Below are 22,786 nucleotides of genomic sequence, written 5' to 3'. Positions count from 1 at the left end.
ACAGCGAAGCGCCCTCGAGCCGTCGTCCGACTCGGGGCGCTTTTCACAGAATGACCAGATGCCCAGGTTGTGCGCGGCTCCCGCTCAGATCTCCCCTGCGAGCACCTGTGCGCGAATCCTCGCACCGGTCTTCCGCGAGACGTTCCCGAGACGCTCAGCGATCGTCGGCCCGCTCGGAGTCCGGCCAGCCTTGACCTCCGCCTTCACCCACTCCACGACAGCGGCGCGGTCAGCCGGGATTGCTCGCGGCGCCGCGGCCCGGGCGCGAGACGCGGCTTCGGGTCGGCTCGGCGCAGCTGCTGACGGTTGCGCGGGCACCCGTCATGAAGGGTAAGCAGCCTAGCTGTAGTTCCTCGTGAGGTTGTGAACGCGTTCTGAGGGGCTCTTGCCGCCGATGCCGGTGTGGGGTCTGTGGTGATTGTAGTGATGGACCCAGGCCTGGTATTCGGCGGCTCGGGCTTCCTCGGACGCGTACGGCTTGGCGTAGGCCCACTCGGCGGCCAGGGTGCGGTTGAACCGCTCGACTTTGCCGTTCGTCTGCGGCCGGTAGGGTTTGGTGAACTTGTGCTTGATCGTCCCGAGCTCCTTCGCCAGCAGCCGTGAGCGGTAGGCCGAGCCGTTGTCGGTCATGACCCGCTCGATCGTGATGCCGGCCTCGGAGAAGAACGCTTTCGCGCGCTGCCAGAACGCGACCACGGTCTCCTTGCGCTCGTCGGCGAGGATCTCGGAGTACGCCAGCCTCGAGTGGTCGTCCACGACGTGGTGCAGGAACGCGTAGCCGCGCCCGGCCTTGCCGTGCCCGGTGTTGTTCCTGTTGCCCTGCTGCCGGCCGAGCACCCGGTGGCCACCGCCGTCGGGGATGCGGCCGAGCTTCTTGATGTCCATGTGCACCAACTCGCCCGGCTTCTGACGCTCGTAGCGCACCGGCTTCGGCTTCCGGACGGGCAGGCCGGTGTTCTGATCCAGATGGGCGAGCTTGGGCATCCGGTACCGGCTCAGGACGCGCTCGACGGTGGTGCGGGCCAGATGCAGGTGGAAGGCGATGCGGTGGGGGCCCCAGCGGCGGATGAACCGCAACGCGACGATGCGCCGCTCGGTGCGCCTACTGGTGCGGTTCGGGCTCGAGCGCGGCCGGGAACTGCGATCGGTCATCGGCAGGCCCGCGCGCAACCGATCCGCCCACTTCTTGGCCGTGGCCGGCGAGCACTGGAACCGCTCGGCTGCCCGCCGATAGGACCAGCCCTGCTCGAGGATCGACTGGGCCAACCGCAGCCGGCCCTTCGGAGTCAGATGGGCATTAGCGTGAGTCACGAAGACCTCCGGTGAACGAAGTGAGTGTGGTAACCCACATCGTCCCGGAGGTCTTCACTACATCAACCCACGTTCACAACGTGCCGAGGAACTACACCTAGCCAGCGCATAGCGGCTTGACGGTGCTCATCCCAGCCGCGCAAAGGTAGCCTGGCGACGTGAGCGCTTCTCCACGTGAACCTGGGACGCGGGGCGCGGATCACCCTGCAACGGCGGCAAGCCCCGCCCCGCACGAGCTTCGCGTGCTGGTTGCCGAGGATCAGACCTTCGTCCGAGAAGGCATCTTGCGCGTTCTAGAGCACGCTGGGATGAAAGTCGAAGCAGTCGGCGACGCTGACGCCCTTCGCCGTAGGGCAGCTCAGAGCCGACCGGATGTGCTTGTCACCGACATCCGGATGCCACCCAATATGAGCGATGACGGTATCGACGCTGCACGAGAACTGCGCACCGAGTTCCCGGATTTGGGGGTCGTCGTCCTCTCCCAGTACCTCGACACCGGCTACGCCATGAAGCTCGTCGCCGACCGTCCGCAGGGGGTCGGCTACCTCCTCAAGGAGAAAGTCGCGCAGGGAGGCGTGCTCGCAGACGCGGTCCGACGAGTCGCGGCCGGCGAGTCCGCTCTAGACCCAGACGTCGTGAGCCTGCTGATCGGTCGACGGAGAGAGCCAGGCGAACTCGACATGCTGACGTCACGCGAGCGTGACGTCCTCGCGCTCATGGCGGAGGGGCGCTCGAACGCCGGCATCGCCGCAATGCTCCACATCAGCGTCGGTGCGGTCGAGCGATATGCGACCCGGATCTTCAGCAAGCTAGGCCTGCAAGAAATCGACGCGGGTCAGCACCGGCGAGTCCTGGCCGTGCTCAAGTTCTTGCGACACTGACTCTCGTCATGCGGACGCCGGAATCCAGACTCTGACGCATGTGCCTCGTCCGGGACTCGATTCGATGGCGACTCGCCCGGCGAGGGCCGCCGCACGATCGCTCATATTCTGCAGCCCCGAGCCGACTGCCGCGTGGTCGATACCTGCGCCGTCATCAATGACGGCCAAGACAAGCGTTTCGTCGATCAGGTCTACGTCGATGGTGACGGATGTGGCACGAGCGTGCTTGGCAGCATTCGTGAGCGCCTCGGAGACGATGAAATAAGCGTTCAGCTCAACCACCGGCGGGAGGCGTCGCTGGCCCAGCCCGCCGCGGATGTGCACAGGGATCGGGGAGCGGTCGCGAAGGGCCTCGAGGGCCGCAACCAGCCCATCCGATCCGAGTGCAGGAGGATGGATGCCCGCCGCAAGCTGGCGTAGCTCCGCGATCGCCGCCTGAGCGTCCTCCCTTGCAGCCGCGAGAAGGGCGCTCTGAGGCCTGTCGTCCCCGAGACTCTCCGAGAGGAGTCCCAGCGAGATCGTGAGGTTGACCAGCCGCTGCTGGGCGCCGTCATGGAGATCGCGAACGATCTGCCGACGCGCGGCGGCGACACCCTCCATCAGGCGACGATGGCTTTTCTCGGCTTCGCGTCGAAGAAGTTCTGCGGCGTCCCGTTCGCGAATCGAACGCTGTAGCGCGTATCGCTCACTCACATCGGCGAAGGAGAGCACTGTTCCTCGTCCTCCGGGCAGCTCGATCGGTGCCGAGACGAATGCGATCGGGAAGAACGTCCCATCCTTTCGGATGAACCACTCCTCGCCACGGCTTGTGCGCCCGTCTCGCGAGGGCGCGAGCATCGGGCACTCATCCATTGGGTAGGGAGTTCCGTCCGGGTGAGAGTGGTGCACAAGCTGATGGCTGTTGCGGCCGAAGACCTCATCCAGCGACGAGTATCCGACGGCAGCGAGCGCCGCAGGATTCGAGTATTGAATGTTCCCCTGCGCATCAACGAGCCAGACGGGTTGCGGAACCTTCGCGAGGATCACGGGGATCAGCTCTTCGAGATGGTGCGCACGGTCGTCAACGACATCCGTCATGCTTCAACTCTGACACTGTCGCGTTACGGCCGCATTGCGTATATTGACGGACGCAGCCCGGCATTGTGTGCCATCCACGATGATGATCACGTGAGCATCCGGGTCGCAGTGGTCGACGACGATGACGGCTTCCGTCGCGTAGCTTCGCTTCTGCTCACTTCTCGCGGCATGCATGTGGTCGTGTCGAGCAGCAGTGCAACGGACGCGCTCGAGTTGATCCGTAGCCTGCGGCCTGAGGCGGCGCTCATCGACGTCGAGATGCCCGGGATGGGCGGGGTGGAGCTGGCGGAATGCCTCCATCGGCTACCGCGGCCGCCACGGGTGGTTCTGACGTCCGCGGCCGATCAAGCACTGAGCGAACAACGCTTAGCCAGTGCTGGCGCACAGGCGTTCATCCGCAAGGAAGAGCTTCAGCGAGCCGACCTCGCGACGCTGTTCGGCCTCAGCTGACACTCAGCGCAGCAGGGGCTCGGCCAACAGCCGAGCCCCTGCGAGTAGATCGCGATGTTGCGATTACTAGTCTGTACCGAAGGCCTTCCGAAGGACGTTGATGGCCTGCTCGATGGCGGCCGTCGCCGCCTGCGTCGGACGTTCCGGGTTCAGCATCATAAAGTCGTGTGTGACCCCGTTGTAGTGGACGCTCGCAGTCGGGACCCCGGCCTGGATCAGCTTGTTCGCGTACTGCTGACCTTCGTCACGCAGCACGTCATTGTCGGTAATGACGAGGGCCGGCGGCAGGCCCTTGAGGTCCTCGAGCGTTGCCTGGAGCGGCGAGGCGGTGATCTCCTTGCGGCGCGGGTCGTTCTTGTCGGGAATGTAGGCGTCCCAGAACCACTCCATCGCCTTTGCGCTGAGGAACGGGCCGTCGGCTAGCTCCTTGTAGCTGCCGGTGTCCTGCCCAGCGTCGGTGACCGGGTAGAACAGCAGCTGGTGGATGAACTTCACGTCGCCGCGCTGCTTCGCCATCAGGGTCAAAGCCGCCGTCATGTCTCCACCAACCGAGTCACCGGCGACCGCCATGCGTGACGCGTCGAACCCTTCCTGCTGCGCGTTGGCGATGATCCATCTCGCGGTCGCGTAGGCCTGCTCGATGGCTACCGGGTAATGGGCTTCCGGTGAGCGGTCGTATTCGACGAAGACGAGCGCAGCGCGTGCACCGTCCGCGAGTTCGCGAATCAAGCGATCGTGGGTTCCGGAGTTGCCGAGAATCCACCCTCCGCCGTGCACGTAGAGGATGACGGGGAGGACACCCTCCGCACCCTTCGGCTTGATCACACGGACCTGCACGTCGCCGACCTCAGCAGCGACCGTGACCCACTTGTCCTCACCGATCTCGACCTTGTCGACCGGGGCTGCCTGGATGTCGTCGAGGACCTTGCGAGCCGCCTCGGGTCCGATCTCGTAGAGGAACGGAGGTTTCGAGGTCGCGTCGGCGATCTCTTGCGCTTGCGGCTCGAGCACATACTTTCCCATGATCAGGTTCCCTTCGGATGTTCTGGAGTGGTGCTGACACGCCCAGCGTCTCCGAGACCGACGCCCACGAACACTAGGCGGGCCCCACAACACGTCCGCGTCCAAGGTAGGGAAAACCCCAACCCTTGAAGGCTCGGATGATGGCGTTGGTTGTCGCCGCTGGCCTACAGCTCCCCTGCGACGAGCGCCGCACGCAGCCGACTCCCCGACTTCCGCGACTGCCCCAACCGCTCCCCCAACTCCGGCCCGCTCGGCCACGCGCCCGTCTCCGCGAACCGTTCTTGCGCCCACGCGATCACGGCGTCTTTCGCCCCGCTCGCCGCGACCCGCGGCGGCGTCGACGCGCTCCGCTTCGCCATCGGCTGGTGGTCGGCGGCAGTCACGGTCGCCTTCTTCGCCTTGGCAGCGGGCGCCGGCTTCGTCAGGAGCCTGGTCGCGAGCTCGGCGCACGCGAGCAGCGACAACGCCGGCGCTGCCCCGATGACAATACGCGCGCCGATCGGCAGGTCGACAGGTCCGAGCGCCGAGTGAAGCACGTTTGCAGCAAGCGACAACGACGTCAGCGTCGCCATGACCACGAACGCGATGCGTCGCGTCACGCGCTCCTTCTCGCTCCGGCAGGTGAGCGCGACCCAGCCCGCGAGCAGTGCGCAGCCGTCGACGTTCACGGGGTAGATGACGGACAGCCAGCCGCCGAGGTGGGAAGCCGCCGCGAGGGAGGCTAACGCGTTGAAGCTGAGCGTGAAGGCGCAGAGCGCGACCAAGCCGATGAGGGTGACGGTGATCCAGCGCTGCATGAGGACTCCATTCCGAGATGACGCGGGCTGGGAGACTATGCGCGGCAATGTCGCCCCTCGTGATCTACTTCGCATCGGAGGACCTGATGAGCGCACCCGAGCCAAGACAACACAACGGCGAGACGCCGGAGGAAGCGCAGGCTGCCGGGCGCGAGATCCTGGCGATCATCGGTCAGCTGCGACAGCTCGTTGACGGCCACGAGCGCCGCAGCAAGATCCAACCCGTGAAGAACTCGGAGATGGCCACCGACGACGAGGTCACGCACCCGGATCGCCTGAGCCACCTGACCAGTAGCTACCTGAACTCTGCAAACGACCACTGCCGCGCTCTGCTCACGCTGCTCGATGATGGGAACGGTGGTCTCTCGATTCTCATAGTCGCCTTGCACTCGCACATCCGCGCCATCATCGAGCACGCCGCGCTCACCAGTTGGCTCCTAAGCCCTTCGGACCCGCACGAGCGCAGACGGCGCGCACTCGCCGCTATCTCGTCAGAACTCACCTTCGAGAAGCAACTCGTCAGCTCGATCAACCAGGGGCGCCCGCCGGAGACTCGTGAGCAGCGGTCAACCCGCGCGAAGGCTACGCGCGACGCGAACCGCAGGGACCGGACGCGACAGAAGACGCTGAAAGCCGCCGCAAAGGCGTGCGGGATCGCGGACGACGAATACAGTGCAGGGCTCCCCAAGTGGTCTGAGATCCTCGACGACGCGTCCACCTCTTCCACACGCTTCCGTGGAGGGTTCCTCCCCAAGACGATCTGGATGCTGACGAGTGGGCTGACACACCCTTCCGCCTCGCGCGTGATGCTCGTCGCCGCGATGCAAGAGACCCGTGATTATGGGAATGGAACTTTGCAGGTCGAAGTCACCGCCAGGATCGGATCGCTTGTCGCGCCGTTGCGAACCGCGACCTCGATGCTCGAGGACGCCATCGACTGGGAGCGGTATCGGAAAGCGAAAGTCGCCGAGCACTGAGCTCAGCTCGGCACCAACCAACCCGGAACCCAGATCGAGCCGGCCACCCCTCAGATGACGGCCGACGGGACGACCGCGGTCAGCGTCAACCGCTGCGCCACGACCCGCTTGCGCACTACTGCGGCCCCCTTCCGGCGCCGCCAGCGACCGCCCATCCGACGGGCAGCGTCATGATCTGCTCGAACTGCCCCTCGTCGAGCGTCGGATCGGTTCCTGCCGTGCTCCCAGCCTGCCAATGCTGATGTGTGCAGGTGTCGTCGCCCTCAGTGATGTTTACGAGCGGGATCTTGATCCCGGCGGCCGCCCGACAGTTCGCCTGTCCGGCCCACGCGGTCTTCGGGCTCATCGGGTCGAGGATCTGAAGGAGGGCAACGTCACGTGCGTCGCTTCCCTGGACGGTCTCTCCACCCAGAGATCCGAAGTCGACGGCGAGCCCGATGAAGTGTGCGGAATGAATAGACGCGTCCGTCGAATCGTGCTCACAGGTGCGGTTCAAGTCGTTGATCTGTACCGAGCCGAATGAGTGTTGCGCGACGAGGATCGCCTCGAGGACACCGGTCCCCAGCCAGCAGTCGCTGGTCGCGGTTCCGTTGGCGATGTTGTCGACCTCTGACTTGAGAGGAATCGACGAGTCCGGATTCGACCAGTACGTGACCTTTCCGGCCGCCTCGAGCGCAACGATCTGCTGAGCGAGACCCTGCTGGCTGGTGGAGATGTTCGCGCTGTCACCAGAACATACCGTGGTCGGGTCGTCGCTTGCCGGCGCCGTTTCGGTGACCGGGGCGGCGGCGCTCGGGGTGGTGGACTGCATGGACGTGACGAGGGGCTGGATCGTGGTGGAGGGCGTCGCCTGCGACCAGAGCTCCTCGACGAGGGTCTCGGCGAGCGCGACGTGCGGGGTGTATGCGTTCGGGTTGTTTGAAACCTCCACGCGCTGGGAGGCAACGTCGGGCTGCAGGTCCTGCCACCCCGGCTGGTCGAGGAGCGGGGACGTGGAGTGCTCGTCGGACGGCCTGAACGGTCCACCCAGGTAGCGGATCACCTGCTGGTGCGGGTCCATGAGCTCGGCGACTGTGCCCCAGTTGCCGCCGTTGGCTCTCATTTGGAAGAAGCCGAGCGAGTCGTGATCAGAACCCACCTTGTCGTGCGGATAGTTCAGTGAGTCGGGAACGGTCGAGTTCGCCTGCATCAGGATTCCCGACTCTGTGATCGCAGAGTCGAGCGCGTCGATAGACGCCTGCCGAGCCTGACCATCGTCGGTGAGCAGGCCGCGGATGTCAGAGATGATCTGGACTGCGTGAGCAGTCTGAGTCGAGTTGAGCGCGTTGCCGCTCGAGCCGGGGTCCTGATCGGTGGCGCCTGTTGTTCCCGACGGGCAGGTGTTCTGCTGGCCCGAGATGACGGCCAGCGCTACATTCCAGATCTGGGTGGCGTTTGCGTTGCTCAACCCGACCTTCACCATCGCGGCGACCCAGATCTGCCCGACGGCTGCGACTTCGTCGGTGCGTGCCTGGTCCACGGCAAGGCTCCCGTCGGACCCCAGGTCGATATATCCGACGAGGCTCAGGTCGAGGCCGTGGTCGGAGGAGACTGCGGCGTCGAGCTGTCGAGCGGCGGCCTGAGTCATCGCGGCCCCCGTCACGCGTGCGTAGGCGAGTGCGAGCACCCAGGGGACGCGGGTCCCCGACACGGCGTCGGACGCGTCAGACACCTGGTCATCGGTGAACCCCGCAGTCTCAGCGGTCGCCGACTGTTGTGACTGCACGCCGGCCTCGGCTGTCGCTGCAGCGGTCGAGATGATCTGGGTGAGGAGGAGGAACGTGCAGATCGACGCGATCACCGGGCCGAGCACTGCCCAGAGAATGATGCGCCGGCCGGTCTTGCTTTTGAGGACGGCCAGGGACCCCTTGACCGCGGCGCCCGCCACCGCGCCGTGCGCGCCGCCCTTGGCTGCGCCCTCCACCGCGCCTTGCACCGCGGCCTGCGCGACGTCCCGCTTGAGGTCTCCGACGGTGTCGTCTTTCGGCTGGGCGAGTCCCTTGATGTCGTCGGCCGACACGCCCAGTCCGCCCGGCTTCGCCGCGGCTGCCGTCCCGGCTGCGACGCCCCCGCCCTGCCGGCTGCGGATCGCGGCGAGCTTCCGCGCCTTCTCCCGTGCGTCCACCTCGCTCATCGACGACCGCCGTGCAAGTTCTGGCTGGCGCGCGGCTGGTTGGCCGGTCGCAGCGGGATGAGCGGCGGCTGCGGCTGGAAGCGGGGCCGTTGCGCAGCTGGTGTCTGAGCGGACCTCGCAGATGCGGGCGCCGGGGTCGGTGTGACCGGGGTCCCGGTCTCGGTCTTAGCCGAGCGGCTCTGCTGCGCGGCGTGCTGGGCGCCGCGCTGAGCCGCGAGCCGGTCTGCGACCGGAAGGTCCGCCTTGATCGCTGACGCCCCCGTCGAAGCGACGGCACCGTAGGTGACCACGGTCTGCAGCTTCTGTGCCCCGGTCGTGCCGAGAGCGAACGAGAGGTCGCGTGCGCGTCCGACGCCTGGCGCAACTCGGTGCCGGGGCGCGGGTCCATCGACCGCGGGGAAGCGAGCGCTGCCCATCACCCAGGCGCCAGACACGTCGCGGGTACCCGCGGACGCCGCCTTCGCGCCGGCCGCCGCAGGTCCCGGCTTCGGGCCCGGCTTCGGCCCCGGACCGGGCATCGGTCCAGGCCCTGGCTTCGGCTCATCGCCAGCCGGTCCCGGCTTCGGACGCGGATCATCCGTTGGCTTGGCCTTCGGGCCACCGGTCGCCGGCGTCATCATGTTCTTGCGCTGCTCGCTCTGACCGCGCAGCAGCCGCAGGCCGTTCTGAGCGCCTGCAACACCCGTCGCCGCACCGGCGTGGATCGACTTCGCGCCGTCGAGCAGGCTGCGTCCTTCCGCCTGGCGTGCCTTCCCGATGTAGCTCTGCACCCAGGAGGCGGCGGCGCCCCCGATCCCGCTTGCCGACGTGCCCCAGTTCATCGCGTCGGACGGCCGGAAGATGCCCGGCTGCCCGATCGACTTGAGCAGCCAGTTGAGGAGGAACAAAGCGATCGCGGGGCTCGCACCGACCCACGCGATCGACAGCGGGCTCGCGGTGGGGAAGAGCTGGTTCCCGAGGCTCGAGATGAGCGTGGACACCGCGACAACCAGGGCCAGCGCGAACGAGGACGCCCACGCGAGGATCATCCCGCCGAGCGCACGCTTCCCGAACTTCGCGATGACCGCTCCGCCGCTCTCGGGCCGAATCATGACGCGGAGCATGACACCGGCCAGCGCGAGGATCATGACGACCGTGCCGAGCTTCGCGAGAGCAACCGCGAGTGCCAGACCGCCCAAGCCGAAGAGCACGACGAGGCCGGAGAGGCCGAATGACCCGGCGGCCGCTAGCCCATCCGCAGATCCTGACCAGGACCCGCCGTGCAGCGTTGAGACGAACGTTCGGGCGCTCTGGACTTCAGCGAGGAACTGGTCCGGGGTGCCCGCCTTCTCGGGTTCACCGTCGGGGTATGACGCCGGGTTCAGCGGGAAATTGCTGTTGACGGCGCCAGTGGACCCGCCGATCTTGAATGCGTCGAGCGCGGGTGAGTCAGGATTTCCGAGAGCGTCGTCAATCGCGCCGTTGATGCCCAGCGACTCGACGTTGTTCAGCGCGTTGCCGAGCCTCTGGATCTCCGCCCACGTCTTGTTCTTCGTGGGCGCGTCGGGGCCGTCGGTGTCCCACCAGTCGGCGCACGCCTGGTCGCCGCCGGTGACCTTGCTGAAGGCGGGGCGGACCGAGATGTCGAACCCGTTGCCCGCCTTGTTCTCCGTGACCTGGCATGCGGCCCATGCGATCCAGTCCTCGTCGACCTCTGTGTTGTTGGTCTGGTCGACATACCAAGCAGCCGAGTTCGTGTTGATCTTGTGGTTCTTCGTGTCGGCGGTGTCTCCGATGAGGTTCATGTTGCCGCCGGTGAACGCGGCGGCGATCTGCGCCGGAGGAACGGACGACTGCTGGTCGAGCATCACGCAGCCGGCCTCAGACACCCAGGTGCGGTCGGTGTCCGGCGTCTCCGTGGACGATCCGCCCTGCATTGTGAAATACGAGGCGAGCCCGCTTTCCAACCAGAGGTCGTTGACGCCCTGTGCCACAGCGCCGAGGTCGGCGTTCTGCTGTGTCCCGTCGAGTCCGTTCGCGAAGTCGCTGTCGAGGGATTTGATCTCGGCGGCGCAGTTCGAGCCGGTGGGCGCGACAGTCCGCTCGATCGTCCCGCCCTGAGCGGCCAGGACCCCGGCCGCCGGCAGTGACGTCGCCCCGTTGATCACCGTGGACGCCTTCTGTACGACCCAACCCGGGCTCATGAAGCCGGGATTGAAGACGCCGTCTGTCGTTGTCGACTGGGTCGCCCCACCGATCATCGTCGTGAAAATGCCCAGCGCCACGGCGACCGGAATCAGCTTCTTCAGGGCGACCAGCCCGTCCTTCCGCATACGCCAGACCGCCGCGACGACCATGATGATGACGAGCGCTGCGATCACCGAGAACGTCTTGCCCGTCGAGTCGAAGAGCGCGCTGCCGATGACGCCGACGATGTTGTCGGCCTTCGCTCCGAGGAGGTTCAGCGGCTGCATCGAGGTCGCAAGAGACACCAGGTCGGCGGCGGTGCGATACGACCAGTCGCCGATCGTTGCGCCCCATACCTGCGGCGTGGTAACTGAGGCGTTCGCGACCACCGAGCTGACGACGTTCGAGAAGTTGGTGTGGATCGACGCCGTGAAGGACGACCACCGATTGATAGGAAGGAACTGGACGAAGTACGGGTCGAGGTAATAGCACTTGGTCTTCCCGTCGACGACCTCGGTATGCGTGTCAGCCGAGCATGTCGTTGTGGTGTCGACGTCCCCGCTCGCCTGCGTGACCGGTGCCGGCGCCGCCACGACCACGCTCGCCGCAACCTGGCTCCCACCCACCCCAGCCGCCTGAGCGGCCCCCGCACCCGCGAGGGCACCGGCGACGGCGAGGGTCGTCGCGAGGATGACTGCGGCGAGGCGGTGACTGAGCTTCACGAGCTGGCTTTCCGACGCGGGGACGGTCTCCGCGCCTGACCTGGATGAGCGCGGCGAGCCACGGGACGCGGTGCGAGCGACCGCAGGACCGCGCGAGACGAAACCGCCAAACGTGCGCAGGAGTTCACCGTCGAATGCGCCGGTGTCTCCGGCCCGGATGTGCCACGAACCGACAGATTTTCTCCGCGTGTCCCGCGCGATCAGGCCCGCCAGAACCCGCGCAGATCCCGCGTCCCCGAGCGTCAACCCGCGGCTGCCGGACTGCCAGCCCGCCACCGGCGAAATACAGGGTTCTCAGCCGCAGAACCATGCGGCCAGATCGACCGCTTTCAACTGAATACCGGGGCACCTCCGTGTCGACGCCGACGAGGGCTAGAGAGGGGTGTGGTGATGGCGGGGCAGGGATGGATGGCGACGCGCCGAGCTAGCGGGCTGCGCCCGCGGCAAGAAGACAGGGTGGGGATGCCGACAGGCCCGGGGCGGGCGGATGTCACTTCGGACTCTGCGGGAAGCAGTCTGCGTTACGGACGAGAAGGCGTCACCTGTCCCCGCGTCCCGGGACAGGTGTCCCCGATCTCCATCTCAGAGATGTCACGCAAGCCAGGTCCCCGGGCGCTTCGCGCCCGGCGCAAACGCAACGCCTCCCGTCACGTCTCCGTTACCCGCGCTTCGCGCGGTCGCCCGCTTCGCGGCCGTCGCAACGTGTCGCCCAGCATCCGAAACGTCACCGTGATCAGCGCAGCCGAATAGTGGCGCAGCGGTTTCGTATCGACGACGTCGGCCGAAGGGTGCGAAGCACCCTCGAATGGCCGATGGGCGGGCGACGCCCGCCGGTGCGAAGCACCCCGCGCATTCGCGCGGGCGCGCCGAAGGCGCGGGTCAACGAGACGACAGCTCGGCGCAGCGCTCATCGACGACGCCACGAGCGCTTCGCGTTGGCCGAGCGCTTCGCGCTCGAACGACAGCGCCACGGTGAACGGGTCGTCAGCGCTTCGCTCGCGGCTTCGCGTTGGCTACGTTTCGGTGACGCCGGCCGAGAGCAGCCGAAGGCTGCTGGAAGGGCGGGTGAGACGAGACGGCGAAGCCGGGTCGTCGAGAGGCGACGTGCGGAGCACGGCGCCGGTGTCCCGTGCTGATCGGAAGATCGCACCCCGCCGGCTCGGCCCCGGTCCCCGGGGCCTCACCCTCAGAGGATCGCGGCTATCGCCGGGTGCGCCCGCGGTGCGGGCGCCGGAGGCGTTGCTACGCCCCGCCAAGCAGGTCTCGAAGGAACTGGCCGGACGCCCCAATTGGGGGCCGCCGTGGATGAGCTGCTCACCCTTAGGTTGAGGTCGTGGTTGCCGCCCCGACGCCTACTGCGTGCCCGTGTTTGGATTCACATCGCCGTCTGATGGACCTTCACGAGGACATCCATCGCGCGATCGAGTCGTACCTTGACGCGAATGAGTTTCGGCGCTTCTTGAACAGCGCTATTCAGAACTCCCGGGGCGTCACGTTCCTCCTACAAAAGCGGAAGTCGAAGTGGCCAGACTTCGACCAGTGGTATGGCGCGTGGCAGGACGAGGCCCGCACTAACCCAGTACTCGCTTGGGGCATTGCGGCGCGGAATCGGATCGTCAAAGAAGAGGACCTCACGACATACAGCGAAGCGACGATCCGTTTCTTCGGCGATCGAACGCAGGAGGCAGAGCAGGTTATTCAGGCGCCGCCCGCATCCACGTCGGCCCAGCTCATCGCGGCCTTTGCCGAGCGCTTCAGGAATCGTCCGTCGGGTCGCAAGGGGTGGATCGGGGTTGAGCGGCGGTGGGTTGACGACCAGCTGAGAGACAACGAGCTCGTCGCAGTCCTGCGAGAAATGTACCGCGCGGTGGCCTCCGTCGTGAAGACAGCTCACGAAAAGAGTGGGATCGAGCTGTGCCTTGCACCAGAGTTCTCGCGTCCCTGCATCGGTCCCGAGATCGACCCAGAGCTGCACTGCATTCCTCCGGGCGCTCCGCTGCCGACGACCTTCCTCGACGTCGAGACCGGCGAAACCGCGCACTACTCATACGCCTCGTTTGAGCGAGATGACGATGCGATCGAGGAGGCAGCCGAGAAATACGGCGAGCCTCCCACGATGAGTTCAGATCCGATTGATCACGCGCTGGAACGGCTCGAGATGTCAAAGCGGTACCTCGAAGTTGATGGGTACTCCGGCCCAATGGTCTTGTTCTTCGGCGAAGATGGTCGCCGGCAACTGACCGGAACAATGTTCCCGGATGGCACACCGCGCGAGGTCAGCATTCGAGGGCTTGTCGAAAGCCTCGGCTCGTGGCCGTTCAGTGGTGCCGTCTTCGCGTCTGAAACGTGGCTCGGCAGGCCGGGCGATCGAGGGACATTGGTGCCCGTTCCGATCTCAGAGATGCTGCCGCCCGAGGATGGCTTCTTCAACGCCGGCGCGGCAGCCGATCGCGACGAGGCCCTCATCGTGGTTGCGCTCACCTCCGACGGCCGAAACCGCTCGTTGACCTTGCCGTTTGCGCGAACCAAGGCCGGGATCGTCTACGGGAACCTCCTTGACGAAGACGATCCCGACGCCGTCCCCAACTTCCTCCGACCGATCTCGAGACGATGGGTTGAAGGCGGCGGTCGCATTCGCAAGCGCTCGTAGCCTCACTTGCCGGGAGTGCGTCGCAGATCCCGCCGCGCTCATCGACGGCATGACCGATCTCGACGATCTCCTCACCCGAGCCCACGTGCGCACAGATGCTTCCCGCGTCGAGCAGCTGCGCCAGGTCGCTGACCTGCGCCGCGCTCTCGCCGACCGCCGGGCGCTCGAGCAGCTGGTCCGCCGTGCGATCGCGGAAAGCGGCGAGGCGCAGGTCGGCACGATCCTCGGCGCAAGCCCCGAGCTGATCTCGATTGCCTGGGGCTCCTGAGCGAGACCAGCTGAGCCAGGGCCGCCCCAAGGGGCGGCCCTTCTTCGTACCCGGTGGACAGAAAAGACGCTCACCTCTAGAGCTCCGCCGCATCTGAGGGGTGTGAGCGGTGCAGGACCGCTCCATCGACGAGATCGGCCGCCACCATGCTCCTCAGCACCGTAGATTCCCTCGACAAGACGTACAACGACGGGACTCGGATCACCGACTTGGCTTTCCGCGACTCCGTTGAGTGGACGGCGCTGTGCGCCGAACTGCACGCGCTACTCGCCGCGGCCCCAGAGTGGGTGCTCGACGTCGCCGAACTGCTTGCAGGATTCCATTCTCAGAAGTGGACCCCGGCCTCTGTGCTCACGGTCAGTCGCCAGCTCGGCGTCGCGCAGGACCGCGCCGCCGAGATGATCGACGAGACCCGGACCTACCTGCGTGCCGCGATCCTCGACCGGCCACTGATCGACCTCGCGCTCGTCGGGATCGAGGTCCGCTGATGCCACGCGTATCCGCCGCCCAGGGCCATGAGCTCGTCGAGCTGCTCGCCGAGCTCCCCCAGCTCGAGAGCCGCGCAGGCGACCAGGCTGTTGCCCGTGTCTGGCAGATCCTCGAGCCGAGCGCTACCGCCGACGCCCGGAGGATCGCCGGGCACTTTGGCGAGGATGCCGCGGCCGAGGGCTTGCTCTGGCTGGTCGAGTACCTCGGCAAGGTCCGCACTGGTCAGTCTGCGGCCCCCGCGCGAGACGCGGTCGGCTACTTGCTCGGTGCCATTCGCAAGCAAGGCCTCATCCGCGCCGAGGAGCACGGCATGTTCCACGGCGGGATCACCGAGATCGCCGGCGAAGTGCGTCGCGCGCGCGCCGCGCGCAAGGTGGTGTCCGAGACGCTGCGTCGCGGCGACGAGCTGGATGCCGAAGCAATCACCGAGCGGTACAACCGGGAGAAGCGCGCGAGCGTCAAGGACCCGGAGAAGAGCGGCTCGCTGCTCAGCATCGACGAGGTTCGCGACGCGATTCGGTGGGTCGAGCTGTGAACGGCGTTCTGCGCGGCGCCGCGCTCATCCAGGAGGTGAAAGACCTCTGGAAGAGCGAGCGCGGCGACTTGGCCGCTGATCTCGGGATCAGCATAGGCGTGTTCCTCGCCATGGTCACCGTGGTTTCCGCTCTCGCGATCGGCGCGAAGACGGGTGTCGCCGCCGGGATTAACGACCTGCAGAGCGGCGCCCTGCAGCAGCAGTTGAACGCGTTCACCGCCGAGTCGTGGTCGTCCGTCGCCCCGGCCGTCGACAAGAAGACGACGGTCACGCTCGCCGGCATGCCGGCGACCGTCGCCTCGACGATCACCCAGGACCCGGTGACGGGCGTCTTCCAGATGACGGCAGCCGTTCCCGTGGTCCACGCGAGCGCCATGCGCCCGGCGGACTGCACGAGCGCAGTCGACGGCCACGCCGACCCCAGCAAGTGCCTTGTCGCCGTCGCCTTCAACACGCCGACGGCGGACGAGTGGGTGCCGCCGCAGCCGGTTGGCTTCACCTCCTCGATCAACAGCGCTGGCGTTGGCGTGCAGCTGGCGACCCTCGACCTCGCGAAGCTCGGCGCGGTTGACGGCCTCGGCGACCTGCGTCTGTCCGTGGACCCGGCTGCGAGCGTCGCGGCGGCAACCACTTCGAGCTGGGCCGTCGCCGCGATCTGCTCCGACAGCGATGTGATGACCGCGGCCGACGAGTCGAGCTTCGTGCGCGCGAGCAACGGGTGGCTCAGCGCGACCGTGAACCTCGCGAACGTCGCGGGCTGCTCGACGCCGACGATTCGACTGATCTCCACGAGTGCGACGCAGCCGACGAGCGCCCAGGTCGCCGCGGTCGACGCGTGGCGGCTCGCAGGAGGCGTGAAGTGATGCGCCGCGACGACGGAAACCTGATCCCGATGGGCGTCATCGTCCTCTTCCTGATCACCCTCGTCGCGTTCGGCACACTGTCGTGGCTCGGCATCCAGGTCAAGGAGTCCGGCTACGCAAACGTGCGGATGCGCGAGGCATCCGCGATCAACGAGCTCGCGCAGAGCGTCGTCGAGACGGCCAACGTCTCGGGGATCAGCGCGGCGCGCGCGACGCCCGCGACCACCTACACGCCGGAAGCCGAGCGCGTGCGCCTCAACGGGGTCACCGTCGGCGCCGACGGTTCGCTCGAGATCACGATCACAGCCTCCGATCTGCGCGGCCTGCCACTCGCCGAGCTCAACGAGACGAAGACGGTCAGCGCTCCGCTCGCCAACGTCGGCTCGTTCCTCGGGATGGATGCCGACAGCAACGCGCAGTTCGCTGCCGCCGGCAGCGGCGTTCCGGCTATCGCCATTTGGCAGCTGACAGGGAAGGAAAACTGACATGCACAGGCTCCGCAGCGAACGCGGCGACACGGACCCGATGCTCACAATCGGGAGCATCGCGGTGATCCTGATCCTCGGCCCCGCGCTCGCCGGCCTGATCACGATCCTCATCTCCTGGACCGGGATCAGCGGGCAGAACGCGACATCGGCCAACGACCTGAAGGTCGCCGGCACCAGCCTGGCTGCAGAGCTTCAGTCTGCGACCGCCGTCCACGTCGTCTCGCCCACAGAGATCCAAGTGATCGAAGGGCACGACGGAAGCGTGGTCGTGGATGCGAGCGCGCCGCCCGAAGGCGAATTCCGGTGGCAGGACTGGACCTTCGGTGATCGGATCGTCGAGCGCGTGGGCACCGCCCCCAGCTCGACGACGGCACCGACCAAGTGGCACAACGTGTTCAATGTGCCCCAGGTGAAGAGCGCGGAGCTCACGCTGACCAACGCGAGCGGCCGGACCATCCTCGTGAACGCGGACGGGTCGTTCGGTGCGCCGAGCGCGAACCCGGCGCCGTCGAAGATCGAGAGCTTCCGGTGGACGTCGAACGTCGTCAAGGTGGCGAGCGTCGCAGCCGAGATGGAAGTCGAGCACCCGCACGTGAACCCGCTGGGCCGAGCGCCGTACTCGCTCACGCGGGCGCGGATCGGCGGCTTCACCTACCTGCCCGACCCCACCAATTACACGTCTATCGGCACCATCCCCACCGCCGAGCTCCACTACTACGCGCCGCTCGGCACGCCGAGCGCCACGGTCCAGGGCGCCGTCGGGACGACCGCACAGGTTACGGTCGCCGCCGGCGCGCCCAACGGCCCCGCGTGCGGGGCCCTCTCGATGAAGGACGCGCGAGTCGCGGTGACGCCGGCCACGGAGACGACCGGGGGCACAGGAGCGACCACCTACGACCAGACGAACGTGTTCTACGTGTCAGGTTTGCGCGGCACGCTCACGATGCCCGCGGGTTCCGCCTACGACGTCGTCGAAACGCTGCAGTGCTTCCCGCAGCCGACAGGGAATCAGAAGGATGGGGCGATCCCCAGTTCGACGAGCGTCGTCGGGTCTGGGGTCACGACGTCAGGGACGCGCCTTGTCGTCCCGCTGAACGCACCGAAGCCCTCGGTCAGCTGGAACCAGGGAGCTCAGGCGGTCAACGTCAGCTGGGCGCCGATCTCGACGATCCCCGTCACCTATTCGCTTTCGTGCTCGATGTCGCTGAGCCACGCGTCGTGGAGCACCACGACTACCGGTACCAGCGCGTCATGGCCGCAGGCGACGGGCTCCGCCTATGGGCAGACGGTGAACTGCTCGGTGAGCGGGAAGACCAGTGCCGTCACGTCGCCGACGGGCACTGCGGCGGCCGACGTCGCCTGGCCCTCAATCACCATCCGTCCGCGGCTCTCGGGTCAGGGCGCGGATGGGGAGCAGCCGGTGACCCGGACGATCGTCGTCACGACGGCTGGTTCATGCCCAGCCGGAACCGCTGCTCAAACCCGCGGGTATGACTCGGGCATCGGGAAGGACACCGACTTCGTCGGGGGCAATGCGTCCTACGCAATGAGCGAGAACTATGGGCTCACCTATCTGGCCAACGGCCAGGCCCGCTGCGCTTCGAGCTGGTCCGTCTCGGCGACCTACTCGGTGAGCGCCAAGTGGGCGACCGCTGCGCACCCGCCGGCACCGCGAGCACCCTATTCGGGTTGCGGGCTGAGCTTCGGCTATATCGCAGGCCAGGTCACCGGTCTCCGCTACTCATGCTCGGTTCCGGGGATCGACGAGTGGCAGGGGCAGGCCATCGCCACGCTCGGCAACGGGAAGACATGGACAGACGGACCTGCCACGGCCTCCAACCCGGGGACGCTGGTTCTCATCGGGTGCCTCGACACGACGGCTACCGGGCTGTCTGGTGTTGACATCACCATTCGCGACCACAACGCCGGAGGGTGGTCGGAGTGGGCCGAGTGGGAGCTCAGCGTCGCGGACGCGACGTTCCACTCGGGAACCTGCGAGTGAATACGAAGACGGCCCCGGATTTCCCGGGGCCGTCTTCGTATCGCCTGGGGTCAGCTGCCCGCGCCGACGACGATCACGTAGCTCGGGTCAGCTCCGACCAGATTCTGCGCCGCTGCAACTGCGGCGATAGAGGTCGAGAACCCGGCCGCGTTCGCAGCTTTCATGGCGGGAGTGATATCGCCGTCGAAGCCCCAGACCATCGTGGACGGCCCCTGCGGGGTCTCGTCGATGACGACGGTCTTGTGCCCGGTGTAGAAGTCGTTGTTCCCGGCAAAACTGATCGCGGAGGCAGAGACATCCTGGACGGAGTTCATAGTGTGGTCGGCCGGCGCCTTCACCTGCTGCTTGGCCTTCGTGTCGATGTCGGCGACGACGTTGCCGGGGAGCGCGGCAGTCTGGGAGATGGCGATCTTCGTGCCGTCGGCCAGGGAATACGCCGTGAGCCCAGATCCGAGCTGGTCTCCAGCGCCGATGACCTGGCCGACCGTGTTGACGGTGGTGATCTTCGCCGGCGCCGGAGCCTGCTTCACAGTCGTTGCGAGCGGTGCCGCAGTCACGGTCGGCTTCGACTGTGACGGCTGGTGCCCGGCGCTCGTCGAGCACCCGGCGAGCAGGGCCACCGCGAAGGTCGCACCGGTCAGCGCGAGGGTGGTGGTGAGCTTTCGGTTCTTCATGGTCGTCTCCGTCTCGTTGAGCTCCCGGCTCCCTACCGGGGGTGTTGGGACGGAATCGGCCTTGCCGAGGTCTGTCTCACACACCCTATGCGCGGCATCCGTCTTGGCTACCCCGGTAGATGCGGCGACCGCAGAAAGACACTCACCTGTAGAACTCCGTCCGGTCCGGCGCCGCGCTCATCGTCGGTATGGACACCATCCACTTTGCCGAGCTCTCGTCGGCGATTCCTGACCCTCGGCTTCGTGCCGCAGCTCGACGCGATCCCCTGTTCGACGGGCTCTCCGAACAGCTGGGGGCCGCTGTTCCGCTGAAGCCGAAGACGGGGACGTCGGGCGAGCCCTCATCCGAGTGGCTTGACGCAATCAAGGTCCGCCGCACGCGAGACATCCGCCTCGACACGCTCGCCGCGATCCGGTCGTGGGATCTGCTGAGCGCGGAGCAGCTGGCTGCGTTCGTCGGCGACGAGCGTGTAGCCGGCTCGCGGTCGCCGGCTGTCGCGGAGCTCTTGGAGGTGGGGGCCGCCGGCGTCGTGCCGCGACCCACGCTCCGCGGCGACCGGCTGCGGGTGGTCCGGTGGACCGGCGATCGCCGCGTCGAGAGGCTCGTCGAGCCGGCGCTCACGAAGTCGGAGTGGATAAGCACCTTCGGCGGTATCCCGCACGTCGGCCGCGGGCCGGCGAGTGCGAGGCCGATGCTCGCTGCTGAGCTCGGGCTGCGCATCGCCGAGTTCTGTGAGGTGGAGGCTGTGCTTCCGGCCGTGCATTCGGGAATCACGAATATCGACGGTGGACCTATCCACAGCTTGGAGATGCTGCACGGTGATCTGACTCTCGTTCGAGGCGACGGGCTGCGGGTCGTGGTGGAGCTGGTGACAAGCTCGAGCCCCGCTGTTCAGATGAAGGTTGAGCGCTGGGCGCGATACGCGCACCAGCGGCAGCGCTCGGATACCGGCGTCGTCGTGGTCTTCGTCGCCGTGGACCAGGTGGGTGCCGAGGTGAGCCGGTCCGTCGCGCCGCAGCTGCGGAACATCGTGAAGCGAGCCAGCAAGCTGTGGCCGGGTGCGTGGCAGGACCCGACGAGCTCGCGGCTCCTCGTCGGCGAATGGCGGCGTTGGTTTCCGGAGCGCCTCGCTGCGTCCCCCGGGTTCCTTCCGCTGGAAGCCGAGGTGCTCGGGTCGGCCGGCGAGTTCGTGGAGCGCGCGCTCCTCGACCCGAGCGACGTCACCTTCGACCCGGGCCCCGACTTCGACGCCCTCGGCGTGACCGAACGAGCCGCGACTCTGCGCGCAACGCCACACTGGCTGCGCCGGGCCCCGGCAAAGCCCAGCTGGCCCGAGTCCGTCAAAGCGCTCGGCCTGCAACGCCTCCCCCAGCCGCACGCGGCGGCCTTGCGCATCGGCGTGCCGCGGGGCGCAGCCGGGCAGGTGCGCGCGCCGTGGCGGATCGAGTGAGGTAGATGTCTGAGGGCGAGACCTCGTCGGCTCGCTATAGAAAAGCGTCGATCGAGCGCACGACTTTACAGACAGTGTCGATCGCTGCCAGCGCATCGACATCACTGAGAGCTGTCACCATCCCCGGTACTAGCGGGTCCGAGTCAGCCTGATGGACAATGCGATTTCGCCGGGTGACGATGACGCCCAACGCGACCTTCGTGCCGCCGGCCGCTGCCCCAAAGGCCGCGCTCCAGATCTTTGGTATGCCTACGACTGCCAGTGCCGCCCCTATGTCGTCTGGCTTCTGATACGTCTCTAGCGCCAACCGTTGCGAAACGTGCGTGCGTGCGGCCAATTCTCGCTCAGCTGGCGTCGAGGCAGCGATAATCTGCCGAACCGCGTCGAAGGAGACCCCGACCTTGGTGGAGGCCGTGTTCGACGAAGTGCGGCCAACTATCAGATCGACCGCCCGATCCAGCACAACGCCGTGAAAGTAGTGGTCCATCGCGGACACGATTTGAACGAGCCCCGCGCGATACATATCGGACGCGTCGACGCGACCCACCGTGAGTGTGCCAATGCGTTGGCCCAGTCCAACGACGTCACGAGCGCGAGAAGCGTCGGACTCGAAGTGAACGAGGCGAGCCGTGGACATTAAGCCGTCAAGGTTTCGATCCGCTCGGCAAGCTCCGCGAAAAGTGTGTGGAAGGAGTCAATGCTCGCCTTCTGCGTGTCCCACACAAATCCCCTGCTCTCGGTGTCATCTTTCGTCAGCGCGAATACCGGCTTTCGAGCCTGCTGCGAGTTCGTGATCAGCGAATTGAAGTCGGGAATGCTGATGAGGCGAAGCGACTCGTCCATGTTGGCCGCTTTGTATTTCTCCTTCGGCAAGAGAAGCCCCGCCTCATCCAGAGCGGGCGCGAGGATGTTCTCAACCTCCCGGTCGAGCTGTTCAAAATAGGCGCGGAAGCCTTCAGTGGCCGAACCGCTCTTGAGCCGGTAGCGCTGGATGACGGTTCCGAGGAACTTGAGGTCGGGCTTCGGGAACGGGTAGTCGGCAGTGGTCAACGCGTCAAGCCTGGCCGCGTTCTCTGCCCATCGGTTCCAGCGGGGAAGTACTCGTGCAAGAGACTCCAATGCCATGACTGAGAAGACATCGGGGCTCGCGGGGACGATAAAGAAGTCTGCGGTCGCGACTAGGTTCTGGTTGATTGCGCCGAGGCCGGGGCTCAGATCAACCAGGACAAAATCGGCGCCGTAGTCCTCGGCGGTCTTGTCGAACAGATATCGGAAGCTGCCTGGCAGATTCTTCAGTGCCTGAACCGATTCCGAGAGCTGTTGCGCTATGCCCAGCGACACCTCGTCCTCAGCGAGACCGACGTGGCCGGGGATGAGATAGAGCTTGTCGATACCTTCGACCGGCACACACTCCACCGGTTCGAGCGGTTTGGGCCTCGACGCGAACGCTGGTTCAAGCGCATCACGTAAATTCCGGCCAGGGTTGTCACGGTAGAACGCCGAGAGCGCGTCCTCCTCCTTGATGTCCAGAACCATCCCGGTCAGGTTGCACTGGGGGTCAGCATCGACCATCACCACGGTGTGGCCACGTTCGGCGAGCATCCAACCAAGATTGAAGGTAGTGGTGGTCTTGCTGACCCCACCTTTGTTGTTGAACATGGCGATCGTCGTTGCCACGCGAGACCTTTCTTCGGTGTCCCGGCCACGGTACTGGAGCGGTGCCGCGGCGGCGGGATGCCACGCAACAAGACGCCTATCGGCCGCACGTTCGATGCTGACTTGCCCGGCA

The 22,786-nt window shown here is 66.6% G+C and carries 21 protein-coding genes; 11 read left to right on the top strand and 10 right to left on the bottom strand.

Going from position 1 to position 22,786, the window contains the following annotated elements:
- Nucleotides 1–339 precede the first annotated feature (339 nt).
- Nucleotides 340–1,311 carry an IS481 family transposase gene (locus D7I44_RS07820; protein WP_120788984.1) on the bottom strand — a complete coding sequence of 324 codons (972 nt, stop codon included), beginning with the start codon at nucleotides 1,309–1,311 and terminating at the stop codon, nucleotides 340–342.
- Between the two features lie 242 nt (nucleotides 1,312–1,553).
- Between D7I44_RS07820 and D7I44_RS07815 the strand changes: the two genes are divergently transcribed.
- Complete coding sequence (locus D7I44_RS07815; protein ID WP_245980104.1) at nucleotides 1,554–2,192, top strand: response regulator transcription factor; 639 nt, start codon at nucleotides 1,554–1,556, stop codon at nucleotides 2,190–2,192.
- A gap of 6 nt (nucleotides 2,193–2,198) precedes the next feature.
- Here D7I44_RS07815 and D7I44_RS07810 read toward each other — a convergent pair whose 3' ends face one another.
- Nucleotides 2,199–3,269 carry a PAS domain-containing sensor histidine kinase gene (locus D7I44_RS07810; protein WP_120790845.1) on the bottom strand — a complete coding sequence of 357 codons (1,071 nt, stop codon included), beginning with the start codon at nucleotides 3,267–3,269 and terminating at the stop codon, nucleotides 2,199–2,201.
- Here D7I44_RS07810 and D7I44_RS07805 point away from each other — a divergent pair.
- Nucleotides 3,237–3,719, top strand: a complete 483-nt coding sequence (locus D7I44_RS07805) for a response regulator (RefSeq protein WP_162940136.1) — start codon at nucleotides 3,237–3,239, stop codon at nucleotides 3,717–3,719. The two genes, D7I44_RS07810 and D7I44_RS07805, sit on opposite strands and share 33 nt — an antisense overlap.
- A 66-nt stretch (nucleotides 3,720–3,785) precedes the next feature.
- Here the strand turns inward: D7I44_RS07805 and D7I44_RS07800 are convergent, their stop codons facing one another.
- Complete coding sequence (locus tag D7I44_RS07800; RefSeq protein WP_120788982.1) at nucleotides 3,786–4,742, bottom strand: alpha/beta hydrolase; 957 nt, start codon at nucleotides 4,740–4,742, stop codon at nucleotides 3,786–3,788.
- Nucleotides 4,743–4,906: 164 nt separating this feature from the next.
- A complete protein-coding gene (locus tag D7I44_RS07795; protein WP_162940135.1) occupies nucleotides 4,907–5,539 on the bottom strand; it encodes a DUF2637 domain-containing protein in 633 nt (210 codons plus the stop codon).
- 86 nt (nucleotides 5,540–5,625) lie between these two features.
- Here D7I44_RS07795 and D7I44_RS07790 point away from each other — a divergent pair, with 86 nt between their 5' ends.
- Nucleotides 5,626–6,516, top strand: coding sequence for a hypothetical protein (locus D7I44_RS07790; protein WP_120788980.1), 891 nt, complete (start codon nucleotides 5,626–5,628; stop codon nucleotides 6,514–6,516).
- Nucleotides 6,517–6,631: 115 nt separating this feature from the next.
- Here the strand turns inward: D7I44_RS07790 and D7I44_RS07785 are convergent, their stop codons facing one another.
- The 3 genes from D7I44_RS07785 to D7I44_RS18125 all read right to left on the bottom strand — a co-directional run bounded on the left by D7I44_RS07785 (nucleotide 6,632) and on the right by D7I44_RS18125 (nucleotide 12,548).
- Nucleotides 6,632–8,689, bottom strand: a complete 2,058-nt coding sequence (locus D7I44_RS07785; protein ID WP_120788979.1) for a hypothetical protein — start codon at nucleotides 8,687–8,689, stop codon at nucleotides 6,632–6,634.
- Entirely contained in the window at nucleotides 8,686–11,577 is a 2,892-nt protein-coding gene (locus D7I44_RS18130) for a hypothetical protein (protein WP_162940134.1), read from the bottom strand. Before D7I44_RS18130 ends, D7I44_RS07785 begins: the two co-directional genes overlap by 4 nt.
- A 647-nt stretch (nucleotides 11,578–12,224) precedes the next feature.
- Nucleotides 12,225–12,548 (bottom strand): hypothetical protein, encoded by a 324-nt coding sequence (locus D7I44_RS18125; protein WP_162940133.1) that lies wholly within the window; start codon nucleotides 12,546–12,548, stop codon nucleotides 12,225–12,227.
- A gap of 419 nt (nucleotides 12,549–12,967) precedes the next feature.
- Between D7I44_RS18125 and D7I44_RS07775 the strand changes: the two genes are divergently transcribed.
- The 7 genes from D7I44_RS07775 to D7I44_RS07745 all read left to right on the top strand — a co-directional run bounded on the left by D7I44_RS07775 (nucleotide 12,968) and on the right by D7I44_RS07745 (nucleotide 18,872).
- Nucleotides 12,968–14,227: a hypothetical protein gene (locus D7I44_RS07775; RefSeq protein ID WP_120788978.1), complete on the top strand. Its 1,260-nt coding sequence runs from the start codon at nucleotides 12,968–12,970 to the stop codon at nucleotides 14,225–14,227.
- Nucleotides 14,228–14,276: 49 nt separating this feature from the next.
- The gene (locus D7I44_RS07770; protein WP_120788977.1) at nucleotides 14,277–14,495 is read left to right on the top strand and encodes a hypothetical protein; all 219 of its coding nucleotides are present in this window, start codon (nucleotides 14,277–14,279) and stop codon (nucleotides 14,493–14,495) included.
- Nucleotides 14,496–14,641: 146 nt separating this feature from the next.
- The gene (locus tag D7I44_RS07765; RefSeq protein ID WP_120788976.1) at nucleotides 14,642–14,983 is read left to right on the top strand and encodes a hypothetical protein; all 342 of its coding nucleotides are present in this window, start codon (nucleotides 14,642–14,644) and stop codon (nucleotides 14,981–14,983) included.
- A complete protein-coding gene (locus tag D7I44_RS07760; protein WP_120788975.1) occupies nucleotides 14,983–15,519 on the top strand; it encodes a hypothetical protein in 537 nt (178 codons plus the stop codon). The genes D7I44_RS07765 and D7I44_RS07760 overlap by 1 nt, the downstream gene beginning before the upstream one ends.
- Nucleotides 15,516–16,382, top strand: a complete 867-nt coding sequence (locus D7I44_RS07755) for a hypothetical protein (protein WP_120788974.1) — start codon at nucleotides 15,516–15,518, stop codon at nucleotides 16,380–16,382. Before D7I44_RS07760 ends, D7I44_RS07755 begins: the two co-directional genes overlap by 4 nt.
- Nucleotides 16,382–16,867 carry a hypothetical protein gene (locus D7I44_RS07750; protein ID WP_120788973.1) on the top strand — a complete coding sequence of 162 codons (486 nt, stop codon included), beginning with the start codon at nucleotides 16,382–16,384 and terminating at the stop codon, nucleotides 16,865–16,867. Before D7I44_RS07755 ends, D7I44_RS07750 begins: the two co-directional genes overlap by 1 nt.
- Nucleotide 16,868: 1 nt before the next feature.
- Nucleotides 16,869–18,872 (top strand): hypothetical protein, encoded by a 2,004-nt coding sequence (locus D7I44_RS07745; protein ID WP_120788972.1) that lies wholly within the window; start codon nucleotides 16,869–16,871, stop codon nucleotides 18,870–18,872.
- 50 nt (nucleotides 18,873–18,922) lie between these two features.
- Here the strand turns inward: D7I44_RS07745 and D7I44_RS07740 are convergent, their stop codons facing one another.
- Nucleotides 18,923–19,546, bottom strand: coding sequence for a hypothetical protein (locus D7I44_RS07740; protein WP_120788971.1), 624 nt, complete (start codon nucleotides 19,544–19,546; stop codon nucleotides 18,923–18,925).
- 188 nt (nucleotides 19,547–19,734) lie between these two features.
- On the opposite strand from D7I44_RS07740, the gene D7I44_RS07735 reads away from it, so the two are divergent.
- Nucleotides 19,735–20,997 carry a hypothetical protein gene (locus D7I44_RS07735; protein WP_120788970.1) on the top strand — a complete coding sequence of 421 codons (1,263 nt, stop codon included), beginning with the start codon at nucleotides 19,735–19,737 and terminating at the stop codon, nucleotides 20,995–20,997.
- 34 nt (nucleotides 20,998–21,031) lie between these two features.
- Here D7I44_RS07735 and D7I44_RS07730 read toward each other — a convergent pair whose 3' ends face one another.
- Together D7I44_RS07730 and D7I44_RS07725 are read right to left on the bottom strand one after the other, a co-directional pair.
- Nucleotides 21,032–21,544 carry a hypothetical protein gene (locus tag D7I44_RS07730; RefSeq protein WP_162940132.1) on the bottom strand — a complete coding sequence of 171 codons (513 nt, stop codon included), beginning with the start codon at nucleotides 21,542–21,544 and terminating at the stop codon, nucleotides 21,032–21,034.
- Nucleotides 21,545–21,633: 89 nt separating this feature from the next.
- Nucleotides 21,634–22,674, bottom strand: a complete 1,041-nt coding sequence (locus tag D7I44_RS07725) for a ParA family protein (protein WP_120788968.1) — start codon at nucleotides 22,672–22,674, stop codon at nucleotides 21,634–21,636.
- Nucleotides 22,675–22,786: the final 112 nt, after the last annotated feature.

Source organism: Gryllotalpicola protaetiae, from assembly GCF_003627055.1.
In the GTDB taxonomy this organism is placed as follows: domain Bacteria; phylum Actinomycetota; class Actinomycetes; order Actinomycetales; family Microbacteriaceae; genus Gryllotalpicola; species Gryllotalpicola protaetiae.
The sequence above is the reverse complement of the archived record's forward strand: the minus strand, read 5'-3'. Positions and strand labels throughout refer to the sequence as shown.